The 18026-nt window shown below is 71.1% G+C and carries 15 protein-coding genes; 10 read left to right on the top strand and 5 right to left on the bottom strand.

Going from position 1 to position 18026, the window contains the following annotated elements; genetic code table 11:
* Position 1: 1 nt before the first annotated feature.
* Complete coding sequence (locus LWJ43_RS08415) at positions 2 to 706, bottom strand: glycerophosphodiester phosphodiesterase (protein ID WP_277331676.1); 705 nt, start codon at positions 704 to 706, stop codon at positions 2 to 4.
* A gap of 22 nt (positions 707 to 728) precedes the next feature.
* On the bottom strand, positions 729 to 1763 hold the full coding sequence (locus LWJ43_RS08410; protein WP_277331675.1) for an adenosine deaminase: 1035 nt from the start codon (positions 1761 to 1763) through the stop codon (positions 729 to 731).
* Positions 1764 to 1883: 120 nt separating this feature from the next.
* Here LWJ43_RS08410 and LWJ43_RS08405 point away from each other — a divergent pair, with 120 nt between their 5' ends.
* Entirely contained in the window at positions 1884 to 2594 is a 711-nt protein-coding gene (locus tag LWJ43_RS08405; protein WP_277331674.1) for a DUF4190 domain-containing protein, read from the top strand.
* A gap of 71 nt (positions 2595 to 2665) precedes the next feature.
* Here LWJ43_RS08405 and LWJ43_RS08400 read toward each other — a convergent pair whose 3' ends face one another.
* The gene (locus tag LWJ43_RS08400) at positions 2666 to 3205 is read right to left on the bottom strand and encodes an NADAR family protein (RefSeq protein ID WP_462100943.1); all 540 of its coding nucleotides are present in this window, start codon (positions 3203 to 3205) and stop codon (positions 2666 to 2668) included.
* A gap of 217 nt (positions 3206 to 3422) precedes the next feature.
* On the opposite strand from LWJ43_RS08400, the gene LWJ43_RS08395 reads away from it, so the two are divergent.
* From LWJ43_RS08395 to LWJ43_RS08360, 8 genes are all read left to right on the top strand, one after another.
* Entirely contained in the window at positions 3423 to 4937 is a 1515-nt protein-coding gene (locus LWJ43_RS08395; protein ID WP_277331672.1) for a gamma-aminobutyraldehyde dehydrogenase, read from the top strand.
* A 48-nt stretch (positions 4938 to 4985) separates the two neighbouring features.
* Positions 4986 to 6233 (top strand): polyamine ABC transporter substrate-binding protein, encoded by a 1248-nt coding sequence (locus tag LWJ43_RS08390; protein ID WP_277331671.1) that lies wholly within the window; start codon positions 4986 to 4988, stop codon positions 6231 to 6233.
* A 50-nt stretch (positions 6234 to 6283) separates the two neighbouring features.
* Positions 6284 to 7435, top strand: a complete 1152-nt coding sequence (locus LWJ43_RS08385; protein ID WP_277331670.1) for an ABC transporter ATP-binding protein — start codon at positions 6284 to 6286, stop codon at positions 7433 to 7435.
* On the top strand, positions 7432 to 8355 hold the full coding sequence (locus LWJ43_RS08380) for an ABC transporter permease (RefSeq protein WP_277331669.1): 924 nt from the start codon (positions 7432 to 7434) through the stop codon (positions 8353 to 8355). The genes LWJ43_RS08385 and LWJ43_RS08380 overlap by 4 nt, the downstream gene beginning before the upstream one ends.
* Positions 8355 to 9158: an ABC transporter permease gene (locus LWJ43_RS08375; RefSeq protein ID WP_277331668.1), complete on the top strand. Its 804-nt coding sequence runs from the start codon at positions 8355 to 8357 to the stop codon at positions 9156 to 9158. The genes LWJ43_RS08380 and LWJ43_RS08375 overlap by 1 nt, the downstream gene beginning before the upstream one ends.
* A gap of 21 nt (positions 9159 to 9179) precedes the next feature.
* The gene (locus LWJ43_RS08370) at positions 9180 to 10595 is read left to right on the top strand and encodes an NAD(P)/FAD-dependent oxidoreductase (RefSeq protein WP_277331667.1); all 1416 of its coding nucleotides are present in this window, start codon (positions 9180 to 9182) and stop codon (positions 10593 to 10595) included.
* Between the two features lie 149 nt (positions 10596 to 10744).
* Positions 10745 to 11203, top strand: coding sequence for a hypothetical protein (locus LWJ43_RS08365; protein WP_277331666.1), 459 nt, complete (start codon positions 10745 to 10747; stop codon positions 11201 to 11203).
* Between the two features lie 86 nt (positions 11204 to 11289).
* The gene (locus LWJ43_RS08360) at positions 11290 to 13125 is read left to right on the top strand and encodes a chitinase (RefSeq protein ID WP_277335837.1); all 1836 of its coding nucleotides are present in this window, start codon (positions 11290 to 11292) and stop codon (positions 13123 to 13125) included.
* Here the strand turns inward: LWJ43_RS08360 and LWJ43_RS08355 are convergent.
* Positions 13110 to 13682 carry a phosphatase PAP2 family protein gene (locus LWJ43_RS08355; RefSeq protein WP_277336068.1) on the bottom strand — a complete coding sequence of 191 codons (573 nt, stop codon included), beginning with the start codon at positions 13680 to 13682 and terminating at the stop codon, positions 13110 to 13112. The two genes, LWJ43_RS08360 and LWJ43_RS08355, sit on opposite strands and share 16 nt — an antisense overlap.
* Positions 13683 to 14056: 374 nt before the next feature.
* Complete coding sequence (gene gabT / locus LWJ43_RS08350) at positions 14057 to 15397, bottom strand: 4-aminobutyrate--2-oxoglutarate transaminase (protein WP_277331665.1); 1341 nt, start codon at positions 15395 to 15397, stop codon at positions 14057 to 14059.
* A 256-nt stretch (positions 15398 to 15653) separates the two neighbouring features.
* On the opposite strand from gabT, the gene LWJ43_RS08345 reads away from it, so the two are divergent.
* The gene (locus LWJ43_RS08345; protein WP_277331664.1) at positions 15654 to 18023 is read left to right on the top strand and encodes an ATP/GTP-binding protein; all 2370 of its coding nucleotides are present in this window, start codon (positions 15654 to 15656) and stop codon (positions 18021 to 18023) included.
* Positions 18024 to 18026 lie beyond the last annotated feature (3 nt).

Genomic DNA, 18026 nt, shown 5'->3' with positions numbered 1-18026 from the left:
GTCAAGAGGCATCAGGTACAGGGGAGTTGGCCAGCTGGTCCCGGAGTGCGTCGATCCGGTTGCTGGTGATCGAGTCGACTCCGTACGTCAGCAGACGGCGCATCGTGCGCCGGGTGTCCACCGTCCAGGCGGAGACCAGCAGCCCGTCGGCGTGGACGCGCTCGGTCAGCTCGCGGCTCAGCAGCCCGAAGCGGTAGTTGAGCCAGCGCGGCCGCACCGCGTCGAGCAGTACGGCGCGCGGCGGAGCGAGGGTCGTCCACGTCAGCGCGATCTCGGCGGCCGGGTCGGCCGCGCGCACCTTCAGCATCGCGTGCGTGTCCGCGCAGTAGTACACGCGGTCCTCGGCCCCGCACTCCCGCACCACGGCGACGGTCTCCCGCACCGACACGCCGGTCGCGCCGGGCAGGTCGAGCATGACCCGGCGGTCGCCGGCGGCGGTCAGCGCCTGGCGCAGGGTGGGCACTCCGCCGCCGGTCCGCTCCGCCAACTCCCGCTGATCCAGCCGGTCGAGGCGGACGTCATGGCCCCACAGGCGTTCCAGCGTGGAGTCGTGGAGCAGCACGGGCACCTTGTCCCGGGTGACGCGGACATCGATCTCGACCGCGTCCGCCCCCCTGTCCACGGCGGACCGGATCGAGGGGAGCGTGTTCTCGCGTGCGCGGTAGGGATCGCCCCGGTGGGCCACGGCGGTGACGGTGGTGGTCATGGGGCCATTGTGACCGGATGGGTCACCGCCCGGGAGCCTCCAGCCAGTTCGTCGTGTACGTGTCGATCTCGGCGTTCAGCGCTCGCTTGCCGGCCGGGTCCATGAACGAGGCCTCCACGGCGTTCTTCGCCAGCCCGGCCAGGCCGCGCTCGTCGAGGCCGAGCAGCCGGGCCGCCACCCCGTACTCGTTGTTGAGGTCGGTGCCGAACATGGGCGGGTCGTCGCTGTTGACCGTGACGAGGACACCGGCCTCGACCATTTCCCTTATCGGGTGCCGGTCGAGGTCCGCGACCGCCCGGGTGGCGATGTTCGACGTCGGGCAGACCTCCAGGGCGATGCGGTGCTCGGCGAGATGCGCCAGCAGCTTCGGGTCCTGGGTGGAACTGGTGCCGTGACCGATGCGCTCCGCGCGCAGAGCCGTCAGCGCGTCCCAGACCGTCCCCGGGCCCGTGGTCTCCCCGGCGTGCGGGACGGAGTGGAGGCCCTCGGCGATCGCACGGTCGAACCAGGGCTTGAACTGCGGACGGTCCACGCCGACCTCGGGCCCGCCGAGGCCGAAGGAGACCAGTCCCTCGGGCCGCAGGTCGACCGCGAGACGGGTCGTCTCCTCGGCGGCCTCGAGCCCGGCCTCGCCCGGAATGTCGAAGCACCAGCGCAGGACGACCCCGAGCTCGGTCTCGGCTGCCTTGCGGGCGTCCTCGATGGCCTCCATGAAGCCCTGCTCCGGGATACCCCGACGGGTCGAGCTGAACGGGGTGACGGTCAGCTCCGCGTACCGGATGTTCTGCCGTGCCATGTCCCGGGCCACCTCGAAGGTCAGCAGCCTGACGTCCTCGGGGGTGCGGACCAGGTCCACCACCGAGAGGTAGACGTCGATGAAGTGCCCGAAGTCGGTGAAGGTGAAGAAGTCGGACAGCGCCTCCGGGTCGGTGGGAACCTTGGAGTCGGGGTGGTGGGCCGCCAGTTCGGCCACGATGCGGGGCGAGGCGGACCCGACGTGGTGAACGTGCAGCTCGGCCTTGGGCAGCCCCGCGATGAAGGGGTGCAGATCGCTCATCGGATACTCCCGGATCTCTGGATATTCGGTCGGGCGTACCGGCCGCACCGATCATCGTATGCGGGGCCCTGTGGCCGGATGCCGGGCCGTAGCATGGCGGGACCACGATGGGGGAGGCCCATGTCAGACAACACACAGCAGCCCGGGGGCGAGGGCGCGCCGCGCGATCCGTGGGCTCCGCCGGAGAACAGGGTCGAGCTGGGCAAGCAGCCCACGGACGCCGCGCCGCCCACCGTCCACAACCAGCCCACGGTCACGTCGATGCCGGGCGTCGACTCCGGGACCGGGCCGATACCCGGACCGGCCGGAACCTTCGGCCCGCAGCACCCCCCTGTGCCCGCGCCCCCGGTCGGGCCGAACGGTCCGGGGCAGCACGATCCGTACGGCTACCCCGCCGCTCCCGCCGCACCCTCGGGCGCGTACGGATATCCGGCGGCTCCCGCCGCGCCTTCGGCGTCCTACGGCTACCCGGGATACGCCGGTTACGCAGGCCAGCAGCCCTGGGGCCCGGCGCCCGCCAACGGGCTCGGTATCGCCGCCATGGTGATCGGCATCATCGGGGTGGTCGGATTCTGCATGTGGGGAATCGGCATCGTCCTGGGCATCCTCGCCCTGATCTTCGGCATCATCGGCCGGGGCCGCGCCAAGCGGGGTGAGGCGACCAACAGCGGCATGGCACTCGCCGGGATCATCCTCGGCTCGGTCGCGATCGTCATCAGCGCCATCTTCCTCGGATTCCTGATCTGGGCCGTCGCCAACGACGAGACGGGCAGTGACGGCGACTACTACGACCCCTACGCCACGTCACTGGTCGTCGGCACCTCGCGCTGACCCACGCACGCGGTGCACGGCCGTCCGTGGCCGGCCGGGGACGCGCGTCCCCGGCCCGGCCACGCGCCGCGTCACTCCGCGCGCAGCCGCTCCCGCGCCTCCATCAGCGCGAAGCCCAGCAGGTTGAGCCCACGCCAGGAAGCGGGGTCCGCCGCGCGCGGGTCGTCCTTGGCGAGCCCGATGCCCCATATCCGGTCCATCGGACTGGCCTCGACGAGTACGCGCTCACCGGTGCCCAGCAGATACGCGCGCAGCGCCGGATCCTGACCGAACTTGTGCACGCTGCCCGCGACGACCAGGCCGAACCGCTCCCGGGTCCACACCTCGTCGTCGAAACCCCGGACCAGCCGGCCCACCTTCTTCGCCGCCGCGGGACTGCCCGCCGCCACGGCCGAGGCCTCGGCGTCCGCGTCCCCGAAGAGCCGCGCCTTGCCGGCCATCATCCAGTGCTCAGCGGATGCGTAGGTCACCGGGCCGACCGCGAACGGCGCGGGCCACCACTGGCTGAGGCAGCTCTCCCCGAGCCTGCCGTCCGGCCGTGGCCGGTGCCCCCAGAACGGCAGGTACTTCACGCGCTCCCCGCGCTCCGTGCGCGCCAGGAGGCCGTCCATGTGTTCCTGTCCCATGCCAGCCGAGTGTGGCATCCGCCACTGACAGCTCGTACAGGGATTTCTGTACGCACGAGACACATCGTCGACAGATTCCGTCGCGTAACCAAAAGGAAACAACGGAATCACTTGTTGGTAGAGGTGTGCTCTGTCAGGATCGGCACTCAATTCGAGAAGAAGCTACGCAGCCCCTGGTCAGGGGGCAGCGGAGGAGAACGTCATGGGCAACGGTTTCCCGGTGCAGGACCGCTTCGCCGCCGGCGCGCAGTACATCGGCGGACGCCTGCGCCCCGGCACGTCGGGACGCCATCTGGACGTGGTGGACCCGGCGACGGGCCGGACGGTCCTCCGGTACGAACTGGCGGGCACCGACGACGTCGACGCCGCCGTGGCCGCGGCCCGTGAGGCGTTCCCCGGCTGGTCGGGTCTCACCCCGGGCGAACGCTCCGAGGCGCTGCACCGCTTCGCCGCCGTACTCGCCGTGCGGGCCGAGGACTTCGCGTACGCCGAATCCCTGCAGTGCGGCAAGCCCCTCAAGCTGTCCACCGAGTTCGACGTCCCCGGCACGGTCGACAACACCTCGTTCTTCGCCGGCGCCGCCCGCCACCTCGAAGGGAGGTCGGCCGCCGAGTACAGCGGCGACCACACCTCCTACGTGCGCCGCGAGGCCCTCGGGGTCATCGGTTCCGTCGCACCCTGGAACTACCCCCTGCAGATGGCGGCCTGGAAGATCCTCCCGGCCGTCGCCGCGGGCAACACCATCGTGCTGAAGCCGGCCGAGATCACGCCTCTGACCTCGCTGATGTTCGCGCAGGCGGCCACGGAGGCCGGCATCCCCGACGGTGTGATCAACATCGTCTCCGGCGCGGGGCAGGACGCGGGCGAGCACCTCGTCGGCCACCCCGACGTCGCGATGACCTCCTTCACCGGATCCACCGCCGTAGGCAAGCGCGTCGCCGAGCTCGCCACCTCCACCGTCAAGCGCCTGCACCTCGAACTCGGCGGCAAGGCCCCCTTCCTCGTGTTCGACGACGCCGATCTCGACGCCGCGGTCCACGGAGCGGTGGCCGGGGCCCTCATCAACACCGGCCAGGACTGCACGGCCGCCACCCGCGCCTATGTGCAGCGCCCCCTGTACGACGCGTTCGTCAGCGGGGTCGCCGCCCTGATGGAGACCGTGCGGCTCGGTGACCCCTTCGACCCCTCGACCGACCTGGGCCCGCTCATCAGCCGTCAGCAGCGTGACCGCGTCGCCGGATTCGTCGACCGCGCCCGCTCCTACGCCACCGTCGTCACCGGCGGCGAGGCCCCCGGCGGCGCACTCGCCGACGGCGCCTACTACCGGCCGACCCTCATCACGGGCGCCGCCCAGGACAGCGAGATCGTCGGCTCGGAGATCTTCGGTCCCGTCCTGGTGGTACTGCCCTTCGACACCGACGACGAGGGAATCCGCCTCGCCAACGACACCCCTTACGGACTGGCCGCCTCCGCCTGGAGCACCGGTCTGTACCGGGCCAACCGCGCCACCCGCGAGCTCAGGGCGGGCTGCGTGTGGATCAACGACCACATCCCGATCATCAGCGAGATGCCGCACGGCGGATACAAGGCAAGCGGCTTCGGCAAGGACATGTCGTCGTACTCCTTCGAGGAGTACACACAGGTCAAGCACGTCATGTACGACAACACCGCGGTGGCCAGGAAGGACTGGCACCGCACCGTCTTCGGGGACCGATAGCAGCGGCCGCCGCACGGCGGCCCCACCCACCCGGAAGGGCACACGCGTATGGAGCAGTACGAGCCCGAGCGCCTCTCCGCGCCCCAGCTGGCCGCCATGAGGCGCAGCCTCAGAGACGGCAGAGGTGCCCTCACCCGCCGGTCCCTCCTCCGGGCATCGGGCACGGCGGCCCTCGCGTTCGGCGGCCTCGGCGCGCTGAGCGCTTGCGGCATCCCGCCCGCCGCACGCGCGGGCGACGCCGCTGCCTCAGACGACCACTCGGCGGCGGAGAAGCAGATCAACTTCTCCAACTGGACCGAGTACATGGACGTCGGCGAGGACGAGAAGAGCCGGCCGACCCTGGACGCCTTCACGAAGCGCACCGGTATCGAGGTCAAGTACACCGAGGACATCAACGACAACGTCGAGTTCTTCGGGAAGATCAAGCCGCAGCTCGCCGCGGGCCAGGACACCGGACGCGATCTCGTCATCGTGACGGACTGGCTCGCCGCCCGCATCATCCGGCTCGGCTGGGCGCAGAAGCTCGACCACGCGAACCTGCCGCACGCCTTCGCGAACCTGTCGGCCCAGTTCCGTACGCCCGACTGGGACCCCGGACGCGCCTACTCCTATCCGTGGACCGGTATCCCCACCGTCATCGCCTACAACGAGAAGGCGACCGGCGGCCGGAGGGTCGACTCCGTCACCCAGCTGCTCGACGACCCGAAGCTCAAGGGCAAGGTCTCGTTCCTCTCCGAGATGCGTGACTCGGTCGGCATGACGCTCCTCGACATGGGCAAGGACCCCGGGTCGTTCTCCGACACCGACTTCGACGCGGCCGTCGGGCGGATGCAGAAGGGCGTCGACACCAAGCAGATACGCCGCTTCACCGGCAACGACTACACCGCGGACCTGAGCACGGGCGACATCGCGGCCTGCGTGGCCTGGGCGGGCGACATCATCCAGCTCCAGGCCGACAACCCCGCGATCAAGTTCTCGATCCCGTCCGCCGGCTACATCACCTCGAGCGACAACATGCTGATCCCGGCGCATGCCCGGCACAAGACCAACGCCGAGAAGCTCATGGACTACTACTACGAACTCCCGGTCGCGGCCCGGCTCGCCGCCTACATCAACTACGTCTGCCCGGTGGACGGGGTCGCCGGTGAACTCGCGAAGATCGACGCGTCGATGGCGTCCAACACGCTGATCCTCCCCGACAGGGCGATGGCCGCGAAGTCGCGGTCCTTCCGCTCCCTCAGCGCCGAGGAAGAGACGGCGTACGAGGAGAAGTTCGCCAAGCTCATCGGCGCCTGACCGGCCCGTCCCCTTCCGAACCTCCTCCGACACCACTGGGACCGCGACCCATGACACAGCAGCAGACAGAGGGCGGCGACGTCCGTCTCACCGGGATCAGCAAGACCTACGGCTCCTTCACCGCAGTGCACCCCCTCGACCTGACCGTCCCGCAGGGCTCCTTCTTCGCGCTGCTCGGCGCGTCCGGCTGCGGGAAGACCACCACCCTGCGCATGATCGCGGGCCTGGAGGAGGCCACCACCGGCACGGTCTCGCTCGGCGGCCACGACATCACGGGGCTGCCCCCCTACAAACGGCCCGTCAACACCGTGTTCCAGAGCTACGCGCTCTTCCCGCACCTCGACGTCAGCGAGAACATCGCCTTCGGGCTGCGCCGCCGGGGCATCAAGTCCGTCGCGAAGCAGGTCGGCGAGATGCTGGACCTCGTCCAGCTCGGCGACTTCGCCCGGCGCAAGCCGCACCAGCTCTCCGGCGGACAGCAGCAGCGCGTCGCCGTGGCCCGCGCGCTCATCAACCACCCCCGGGTCCTCCTCCTCGACGAGCCGCTCGGCGCCCTCGACCTCAAACTCCGCCGCCAGATGCAGCTCGAGCTCAAGCGGATCCAGACCGAGGTCGGCATCACGTTCGTCCACGTCACCCACGACCAGGAGGAGGCCATGACCATGGCCGACACCGTCGCGGTGATGAACGGCGGCCGGGTCGAACAGCTCGGCGCCCCCGCCGATCTCTACGAGAACCCCAGGACCACCTTCGTGGCCAACTTCCTCGGCACCTCCAACCTCATCGAGGGGGAGATCGTGTCCACCGGAACGGACGTCGTCGTCTCGGCCGGCGGCGGGAAGCTCACCCTGCCGGGCGGGCGCTGCGCCTCCCCGGCCCGCGGCGGGGGGAAGCTCCTGGTGGGCATACGCCCCGAGAAGATCTCCCTGACCCACACCGACGACGCGGCCGGGATACCCGACGGCCGCAACCGGGTCACCGGCCGCATCACGGACTCCAGCTTCATCGGCGTCTCCACGCAGTACGTCGTCGAGAGCCCGGCCGGCACGGCGCTCCAGGTCTACGAGCAGAACATCGAGCGCGACAGCCGCCTCCTGCCCGGCGCCGACGTCGTCCTGCACTGGAATCCCGAGCACACCTTCGGACTCGACGCGACCCAGTCCATCAACGCCGGCGCGGAAGGCCTGGAGGACGCGGCGTGAGCACCACGAAGGCGCCACCGGCGCACCCCGTGGAGGCAGAGGTCCGCAAGCCGTCCACCCGCAGGCGGCTCGTGCCCTACTGGCTGCTGCTCCCCGGCATCCTGTGGCTGCTCGTCTTCTTCGCGCTGCCGATGGTCTACCAGGCGTCGACCTCCGTGCAGACCGGATCCCTGGAGAAGGGCTTCGAGGTCACCTGGCACTTCCGGACGTACTGGGACGCCCTCACCGACTACTACCCGCAGTTCGTCCGCTCCCTCCTCTACGCGGGGACCGCGACGCTGCTGTGCCTGCTGCTCGGCTACCCGCTCGCCTATCTGATCGCGTTCAAGGCGGGCCGCTGGCGCAATCTGGTGCTGGTGCTGGTCGTCGCCCCGTTCTTCACCAGCTTCCTGATCCGGACGCTCGCCTGGAAGACGATCCTGGCGGACGGCGGCGCGGTCGTCGACGCGCTGAGCACCCTGCACGTCCTGGACGTCACCGCCTGGCTCGGCTGGACCGAGAACAACCGGGTCCTGGCCACACCGATGGCAGTCGTCTGCGGTCTGACGTACAACTTCCTGCCGTTCATGATCCTGCCGCTCTACACCTCGCTGGAACGCATCGACGGCCGGCTGCACGAGGCCGCGGGCGACCTCTACGCCACGCCGGCCACGACCTTCCGCAAGGTGACGCTCCCGCTGTCGATGCCCGGGGTCGTCTCCGGCACGCTGCTGACGTTCATCCCGGCGAGCGGCGACTACGTCAACGCCGAACTGCTCGGCTCCGCCGACACCAAGATGGTCGGCAGCGTCATCCAGACCCAGTTCCTGCGGGTCCTGGACTACCCGACTGCGGCCGCGCTCTCGTTCATCCTCATGGCGGTCGTCCTGCTCGTGGTCACCGTCTACATCCGCCGCTCCGGTACGGAGGACCTGGTCTGATGCCCGTACTCCGATGGATCCGCCGGAACCTGGTCGTGCTCGCCGGTCTGCTGACCCTCGCGTACATGATCCTGCCGAACGTCGTCGTGATGGTCTTCTCGTTCAACCGGCCGAAGGGGCGCTTCAACTACGCCTGGCAGGAGTTCTCCCTGGACGCCTGGAAGGACCCCTGCGGCGTCGCCGACCTCTGCGGTTCGCTGTCGCTCTCGCTGCGGATCGCCTTCTGGGCGACCGCCGGCGCGACCGTGCTCGGCACGATGATCGCCTTCGCGCTGGTCCGTTACCGCTTCCGGGCCCGCGGCGCGGTCAACTCACTGATCTTCCTGCCGATGGCGATGCCCGAGGTCGTCATGGCGGCCTCGCTGCTCACCCTGTTCCTCAACATGGGGGCCGAACTCGGCTTCTGGACCGTGCTGATCGCCCACATCATGTTCTGCCTCAGCTTCGTGGTGACGGCCGTCAAGGCGCGGGTGATGTCGATGGACCCACGGCTGGAGGAGGCCGCCCGCGACCTGTACGCCGGTCCCGTGCAGACGTTCGTCCGGGTGACCCTCCCGATCGCCGCGCCGGGCATCGCCGCCGGAGCGCTGCTCGCCTTCGCGCTCTCCTTCGACGATTTCATCATCACCAATTTCAACGCCGGCTCCACGGTGACGTTCCCCATGTTCGTCTGGGGATCGGCGCAGCGTGGAACACCTGTGCAGATCAACGTCATCGGCACGGCCATGTTCGTCATCGCCGTGGCGGTGGTCCTCGCCGGACAGTCCGTCGCGAACCGGCGGAAGAGCGACGCGGGAAAGTAGAACCCGAAGGAGTTGGAAGCCATGGCCCCGGACGCCATGCGTAAGGCCGCACGATCACTCTCGGACGCGCGTCCCCTGTCCTACTGGCTCGACGACCCGGGAAGGCCGGCGGCCCGGCCCGCGCTGACCGGCGACGAACGCTGCGACCTGCTGGTCGTCGGCGGCGGTTACAGCGGACTGTGGACCGCGTTGATCGCCAAGGAACGGGACCCCGGGCGCGACGTCGCCCTCATCGAGGGCGACGAGGTGGGCTGGGCGGCCTCGGGCCGCAACGGCGGATTCTGTGCCGCCTCGCTGACCCATGGCCTGGCCAACGGTCTGGAGCGCTGGCCGCAGGAGATCGGGAAGCTGGAGGCGCTGGGTGCGCGGAACCTCGACGCCATCGAGGAGACCGTCACCCGCCACTCCATCGGCTGCGAATTCGAACGCACCGGTGAGATCGACGTCGCGACACAGCCCCACCAGCTCGAGGAGCTGCGGGAATGGCACAGCAGGACCGAGGAGCTCGGCCTCGGCGGATTCGAATTCCTGGACCGGGACCAGGTGCGGGCCGAGGTGGACTCGCCGACGTTCCTCGGCGGCCTGCTGGACCGGCGGGGCGTCGCCATGCTGCATCCCGCGAAGCTCGCCTGGGGGCTGAAGGAGGCCTGCCTCGGTCTCGGCGTGCGGATCTTCGAGCACACCCCCGGTCTCGAACTCGTCCGGTCCGGCGCGGGCATGGCGGTGCGCACCCCTTATGGCAGGGTGTTCGCCCGCGACGTCGCTCTCGGCACGAACATCTTCCCGTCACTGGTGAAGCGGGTGCGCCCGTACACGGTCCCGGTGTACGACTACGCGCTGATGACGGAGCCGCTGAGCGCCGGTCAGCTGGCCTCGGTCGGCTGGCGCAACCGGCGGGGGCTGGGGGACAGCGCCAATCAGTTCCACTATTTCCGGCTCTCCGCGGACAACCGGATCCTGTGGGGCGGATACGACGCCGTGTATCCGTACGGCGGCCGGCTGAACTCCGCGCTGGACCAGCGCCCGGAGACCTTCCTGAAACTCGCCGGACAGTTCTTCGAGTGCTTTCCCCAGCTGTCCGGTGTGCGTTTCAGCCATGCGTGGGGCGGTGCGATCGACACGTGCTCCCGTTTCTCCGCGTTCTTCGGCACCGCCCATCGCGGCAGGGTCGCGTACGCCGCCGGATACACCGGCCTCGGCGTCGGAGCCACGCGCTTCGGCGCGGAGGTCATGCTCGACCTGCTGTCGGGCGCGGAGACCGAGCGGACCGCGCTCGGCATGGTGCGCTCGAAGCCGATGCCCTTCCCGCCCGAACCCTTCGCCTGGGCGGGGATCGAGCTCACCAAGCGGTCCCTCGCGCGGGCGGACAGCCATGGCGGGCGCCGCGACCTGTGGCTGCGGACCATGGACCGGCTGGGGCTGGGCTTCGACAGCTGAGGCCGGGCGGTCCGGCCGGCCAGGGGGGTGACCCACCTCACTTCCGCCACCCGGCCGAACCCGCGTCACGATCCGGCTCCGGCCCTCTCTCCCCCCGTGAACGCACCGGCAGGATCCTGCCGGTGCCCACGGGGAGAGGGAGGCAGTCCATGGCCGGCACGGGGACGAAGGCCGCGGTCGCATGGCTCGCATCGGTGGCACCGGATCCGGGCGCCGTCCGGGGGGAGTGGGCACGCAACCCCCTGGGGATGGCGCTCCTTCCCGCCGGGAAGCGCTGGGACGTGCTGATCGTCCCCGGGGAACTGGGCTATCCGACGCTCGACGTGCTCACCCGGCTCCTCGACAGGCCGGGCCCCGTCCTCGCGGACTTCGGGGAGTCCCGGATGGGCTTCCTGGTCCCGCCCGGGACGGCCTCCCGCTGGCTCGGGACAGGAATCCGCGGGATCGGCGCGGGGGCGTGGGTCGTCGTCCCTCGGCCGGGGAGCACCGTGGGCGGTGTGCGCTGGCTGATCCCGCCGGACGGCTCGGGCACGCTCACCGACGCGGGTCTCCTCGAACTCGCCCTGCACGAGGCCGCCGCGGCCCGCGGTGAGCGCGGTGGCGGGTGAGGGCACCGCCAGAGGTCTTGACAACCCGATTGGTCTGGACCATGTTGTGCGCCAACCACTCAATCACCCCCCGCACGGAGGCTGTTGTGGAACGCACCGGATCCCGCACCGGACCACCCGCCCGTCTCTCCGGACTTCTGGCCGCCTTCTCGGCCGCCCTGCTCACGGCCGGTGCCCTGGTCGCGACGGCGCCCGCCGCCGGAGCGGCCGACGTCGATCTGGCGCGCAACGGCGGCTTCGAGGCGGGACTGGACGGCTGGAGCTGCACCGGCGGCAGCGGCACGGCGGTCAGCACCCCCGTGCACGGCGGGACCTCGGCGCTGAAGGCGACACCGGCGGGCAGCGACAACGCCCGGTGCTCCCAGACGGTGACGGTGAAGCCCGACTCCGCCTACACGCTGGCCGCGTGGGTGCGGGGAAGCTACGTCTACCTGGGGGCATCGGGCACCGGCACCACCGACGTCTCCACCTGGACCCAGTCCGCCGGTGCGTACCAGCAGCTCACCACCACCTTCAGGACCGGTCCCGCGACCACGTCGGTGACGGTCTACACGCACGGCTGGTACGGCACCCCCGCCTACTACGCCGACGACCTCACCCTGACCGGCCCCGGCGGCGACCCGGTCGCCGTGCCCGCGGCGCCCACCGGCCTGCGGGCGGGCACGGCCACCGCGTCGGCCGTCCCGCTGTCCTGGACCGCGTCCGCCGGAGCCACCGGCTACCGCGTCTACCGCGGTGGTACGAAGGTCCTCGACACCACCGGCACCTCCGCCACCGTGACGGGGCTGGCCGCCTCGTCCGCGTACAGCTTCCAGGTCTCCGCGGTGAACGCCGCCGGTGAGTCGGCGAAATCGGCGGCCGTGAGCGCCACCACGGCCACGGGCGGGGGAGGCGGTGACGGCGGACTCCCGGCCCACGCCCTCGTGGGCTACCTCCACTCCAGCTTCGCCAACGGCTCCGGCTACACGCGGATGGCCGACGTGCCGGACTCGTGGGACGTCATCGACCTCGCCTTCGGTGAGCCGACGTCCGTCACCTCGGGCGACATCCGCTTCTCGCTCTGTCCTGTCACCGAATGCCCGAACGTGGAGAGCGAAGCCGAGTTCAAGGCCGCCATCAAGGCCAAGCAGGCAGCCGGGAAGAAGGTGCTGATCTCGATCGGCGGCCAGAACGGACAGGTGCAGCTCGCCTCGACCGCTGCCCGCGACGCCTTCGTCAGCTCCGTCAGCAAGATCATCGACACCTACGGCCTCGACGGCCTGGACATCGACTTCGAGGGCCACTCGCTGTCACTCGCGACAGGCGACACCGACTTCCGCAGCCCGACGACCCCCGTCATCGTCAACCTGATCTCCGCGGTGAAGACCCTCAAGGCCAGGTACGGGGCCGGCTTCGTCCTCACCATGGCCCCCGAGACCTTCTTCGTGCAGCTCGGCCACCAGTACTACGGCTCGGGCCCCTGGGGCGGCCAGGACCCGCGTGCGGGCGCCTATCTGCCCGTCATCCACGCGCTGCGCGACGACCTCACCCTGCTGCACGTCCAGGACTACAACTCGGGCCCGGTCATGGGTCTGGACAACCAGTACCACTCCATGGGCGGCGCCGACTTCCACATCGCCATGACGGACATGCTGCTCACCGGCTTCCCCGTCGCGGGCGACCAGGCCAAGGTCTTCCCCGCGCTGCGCCCCGAGCAGGTGGCCTTCGGCCTCCCGGCGTCCACCCAGGCCGGCAACGGCCACACCTCGCCCGCAGAGGTCACCAAGGCGCTCGACTGCCTGACCAGGAAGAGTGACTGCGGCACCTACCGGACCCACGGCACCTGGTCCGGGCTGCGCGGGCTGATGACCTGGTCGATCAACTGGGACCGCTTCGCCAACTGGGAGTTCTCGAAGAACTTCGACGCCTACTTCGGCGGCTGACCGCTCGTCGTGACCGCCCGCAGGGCGAGCAGCAGCACCCCGCTCAGGCACCAGCCGGCCACCACGTCCAGCGGCCAGTGGTAGCCGCGCAGCACCAGACCGACGCTCGTCGCCGCCGTCAGCAGGACGGCGGCGACGAGCGTCACCCATGACCGCCGCAGATACGGGGCGAGCAACAGGGCCGCCGCCCCGTACGCCACCATCGCCGTGGTCGTGTGCCCCGAGGGGTAGTAGCCCGTTGCCTCCGTCAGCGGACCCTGACGGTCCGTCCACAGCTTGAGCGGGACGACGAGCGCCGGGACGGCGGCCATGGTCAGGACCGCGTACAGCGCGGCCCGCCGGGCACGCCGGAACCAGGCGACGAGGACCGCGCACGCCAGCACGGGAACGGCGACCAGCGTGTTGCCGAGGTCGGCGAGCAGATCGGTGAGGCCGGCGGGGCCGCGCCCCGCCAGTTCCAGGCCGAGGCGCTCGTCGGGACCCAGCAGCGGGCCGTCGGCCAGCACCTGCCAGGTGATCAGGACCAGGAGCACCGGCAGCGCGACCGCCGCCGACACGAGAAGAACCGGCCACCGGGGAACAGGGGGGATTGTTCCGCGGTGGCCGGTCGGATCGGGTTGCCGCGCGCCCCGGGGGGTGTGGGGCGGGCGGCCATCCGATCGGTGAGGAGTCCCGGAGCCCGAAGCTCCAGCGGTGTGCGCGATGGCACGGCCGGTACGGTGCTGGGGGAGCCCCGGACCGGCATCACCCGCAGTCGCCTGCGGACGAGGTGTTTCTCTCATCTGGGAAAACCGTACGTCAGAGGAAGCGGGCACCGGAAGTGACAACGGTATCCCGCCATCGCCCCCGCACACCTTCTTCACACGCCCTCACCGGGGCGCCGGGGAACGCCCCGTGGGGCGGTGCCGGGAGCCCCGGTGATTCGCACGCGTCAGAGGCGCGCGAACGCCTGCTCGAGGATGTCCAGGCCCTCGTTCAGCAGGTCCTCGCCGATGACGAGCGGCGGCAGGAAACGCAGGACGTTGCCGTACGTGCCGCAGGTCAGCACCAGCAGGCCCTCGGCGTGGCAGGCCTTGGCCAGTGCCCCCGCGGCGGCCGCGTCGGGCTCCTTGGAGCCGGACTTCACCAGCTCGATCGCGATCATGGCACCGCGCCCGCGGATGTCCCCGATGATGTCGCCGTTCGGGAGCTTCGACCGCATCTCGGCGAGGCGGCCCTTCATGACCTCCTCGATCCGCCTGGCCTTCCCGTTCAGGTCCAGCTCGCGCATCGTCTCGATGGCGCCGAGCGCACCCGCGCAGGCCACCGGGTTGCCTCCGTAGGTGCCGCCCAGGCCGCCGGCGTGGGCGGCGTCCATGATCTCGGCGCGGCCCGTCACCGCGGAGAGCGGGAGGCCGCCCGCGATGCCCTTGGCCGTGGTGATCAGGTCGGGCACGATGCCCTCGTCCTCACAGGCGAACCACTGGCCGGTGCGGCAGAAGCCGGACTGGATCTCGTCCGCGACGAAGACGATGCCGTTGTCCTTCGCGAACCGCGCGATCGCCGGGAGGAAGCCCTTGGCCGGCTCGATGAAGCCGCCCTCGCCGAGGACCGGCTCGATGATGATCGCGGCGACGTTGTCGGCGCCGATCTGCTTGGTGATCTCGTCGATGGCCTGCGCGGACGCCTCGGCGCCGGCGTTCTCGGGACCGGTAGGCCAGCGGTAGCCGTACGCCACCGGCACCCGGTACACCTCGGGCGCGAACGGACCGAAGCCCTGCTTGTACGGCATGTTCTTCGCCGTCAGCGCCATCGTGAGGTTGGTGCGGCCGTGGTAGCCGTGGTCGAACACGACCACCGCGGTGCGCTTCGTCCAGGCACGGGCGATCTTCACGGCGTTCTCGACGGCCTCGGCACCCGAGTTGAACAGCGCGGACTTCTTGGCGTGGTCGCCCGGCGTCAGCTCGGCGAGCTGCTCGCAGACCTCGACGTAGCCCTCGTACGGCGTGACCATGAAACAGGTGTGGGTGAAGTCGGCGAGCTGCGCCGAGGCCCGGCGTACGACCGCCTCGGCGGAGGCGCCCACCGAGGTCACGGCGATGCCGGAACCGAAGTCGATCAGCCGGTTGCCGTCCACGTCCTCGATGATTCCGCCGCCCGCCCGGGCGGTGAAGACCGGCAGCGTGGAGCCCACACCGGCGGCGACCGCCGCGACACGGCGGGCCTGCAGTTCCGCCGACTTCGGGCCGGGGATGGCGGTGACGACGCGGCGCTCCTGCGGGATGTCGGACATGCGGGGCTCCTGGGGGTGTTTCGGACGCTTCTGTTTCTGCAGGCTAGGGGCGGGTGCGGGCAGTGGTCATGCTCCGATCGGGAGTGGTGGGAGCGTGTCCTTGTCCGCCACGGACAGATGCCCCGGTGGGGCCGCGGGAGCACCCGTCCGCCCGGACTCCGCCGGGCCGTACGGCCGCATGGCTGAACTCCCGCTGCCCGGGCACTAGATTGGCCGGTGCAGAAGACGGACCTGGCTGGTCAGGGGGCAGCGGTTCATGGACACCGAAGGCACGTACGACGCACGGGGCACGGGCGCGGAACGGGTGCCCCGTCCCGCCGGGCCACCACCCGCGGCGCCTCCGCCTCCCACCTACGCGCCGCGCCCCGGGCGTCCCGCCCCGGGGGCCCCCGGGGTCGAGGAATGGCTGCGGACCCCGCGCCCCGTGCGGGAACCGGGCGTCTGGCGTTACGGCCACGTCCCGCGCCCGCCCGAGGAGCCCGAGGGGGTGTCCGACCGCTCGCTGCTGGTCGGGGTGCTCATCTCCGTACTCAGCGGACTGCTCCTGTGGTCCCTCTGGCGCAACGGCTACATCCCCTACCGACTCGTCCCGCTGAAGCTCTTCACCCCCGGCGACTGGTGGTACGCCGGTACGTTCGGCGGGCCCCGGACGATCGAGGGCGCCGACGCCCTCACCGTCTACGAGGCCGTCCTCTTCGGGCTCCTGGTCTACGGCTGCGGGCGCCTCGGCAACTGGTCCGAGATCTTCCGGCGCCACGTCGCCGGCCGGGGGCAGCCCTTCCTCGGGCTGGCCACGGCCGCCGGAGGAGCCCTGGCCGAGCTCCTGGTGTGGAAGGACGCGGTGCCGCTGGTCAGGCCGGTACTGATCCTCGTCGCCTCGGTCGCGGGCGGCGAGATCTACCAGAGCCAGACCGTCGTCAACGTGGTCTACGCCCTGATCGCCCTGGGCGTGCTCTGGCCGTTCGCCCGCCTCGGCCGGTGGCGCGGAATGATCGCCGCCCGGCGCGGCAAGGACGCAGCCACCCCTCCCGGGGTACCTGCCGGGCCGCCGGACGCCCCCACCCCCGAGCAGTGGCCGGAGCTCCGCGAGGCGGGCATGAGGGACGCCGCCGAGGCTCTCACCGCCGAGGTGCGCACCGGCCGGATGAACGACGTCGACGTCGCGCGCCTGCGCCACGCCTGGAGCGTGGGACGCGGCCACCCCGAGCGCCTCACCGCGCTCACCGAGGCCGTCCTGCGCGCCGGCGGAGCCGCCGCCCTCCACCCCTCCGGTGCCCGGGACCTGCCGCACCGCACCGTCCGGCACGACCTGCTCACCGGGCAGGTCCGCATCGGCAGCTGCACGGAGGACCCGCACAACCCGTACGCCCGACGCGGTTCGGGTGTCGCCCTGGAACCCGCGCTGCTGGGCACGTCGCTGCTCGCGGTCGGCCCGCCCGGAGCGGGCAAGTCCGCCCGGCTGGTGCGGCCGGTCGTCGAGTCGCTCGCCCTGCAGGCACTCGCGGGCCGGGCCGCGGTGCTCGCCGTCGGCGGCGCCGGGGGCGAGCTCGGCCCGGACGACGCGTTCGACGTCGTGGTGCGGATCGGCGACCCCGCCTCCGTGCACGACTTCGACCTCTACGGCGGTACGACCGACCCCGACGAGGCCGCGGGTGTACTCGCGGAGGGGCTCGTCGGCGATGTGACCCACCTGGACAGCAGGCGCGCGGCCACCCTCCTGGCCCAGTTGCTCGGCCCCTACCGGGCCGTCCACGGACACTTCCCCGGGGTGCCGGCGCTCCGCGAACTCCTCGACGGCGACGCCGCCGCGATCGACGCGCTCCGGGAGGCCCTCGGCGCGGGCGGCCACCAGGCCATGCTGCGCGAGCTGGAGGCCCGCACCCGCCAGAAGGGCGGGGCGGGGGACCCCGGGCCGGTGCTCGCCGACCGTATCGCGCTGCTCGACCGCCCCGCGTTCGCGCCGTTCTTCGCCACCGGGGAGCAGGCCCGGCCGTTCTCCCTGCGCTCCCTCGAACACCTGCCGCTCCGGGTGCGGATCGACCTCCCCGAGCGGGCGCACGCCGAGGCGTCGCGGCTGCTCACCCGGCTCGTCCTCGCCCAGTTCACCGCGATCACGGCCGCCAGGACCGACCGGGCCCTCTTCGTCTGCCTGGTCCTGGACGACGCCACGCACACCGTCACCGCCGAGACCGTCCGGGGCATCAGGCGCCTGCGGTCGGTCAACGCCGGAGCGCTCCTCACACTGCGGACGGTCGACGACGTCCCCGAAGGGCTGCACACCGCGCTGCTCGGCGCGGTCGGCTGCTGCATGGCCTTCAGCGGGGTCACCACCTGGGACGGCAAACGCTTCGCCGAGGTCTGGGGCAAGGAGTGGGTGGAGACCCGCGAGGTCGCCCAGCACGCGGTCTTCGCGGACCAGCCGTTCACCCGCGCCCTGCACGGCCTGCGCAAACTCGTCACCGGCAAGGCAGTGACCAGGGACGCCGTGACCGTGCGGCGGGTCGAGCGGGAACGCTGGTCCGCCTCGGAACTCGCGTACCAGGTGCCCCCCGGGCACGCGGTCCTCTCGCTGACGACGGTGGAGGGCGAGCACGCGCCCCCGCTCCTGGTCACGCTGGACGGCTGAGCG

Origin of the sequence: Streptomyces sp. JH34, from assembly GCF_029428875.1 — a bacterium.
GTDB lineage: Bacteria > Actinomycetota > Actinomycetes > Streptomycetales > Streptomycetaceae > Streptomyces.
This window is presented reverse-complemented; position numbering and strand designations above follow the sequence as displayed.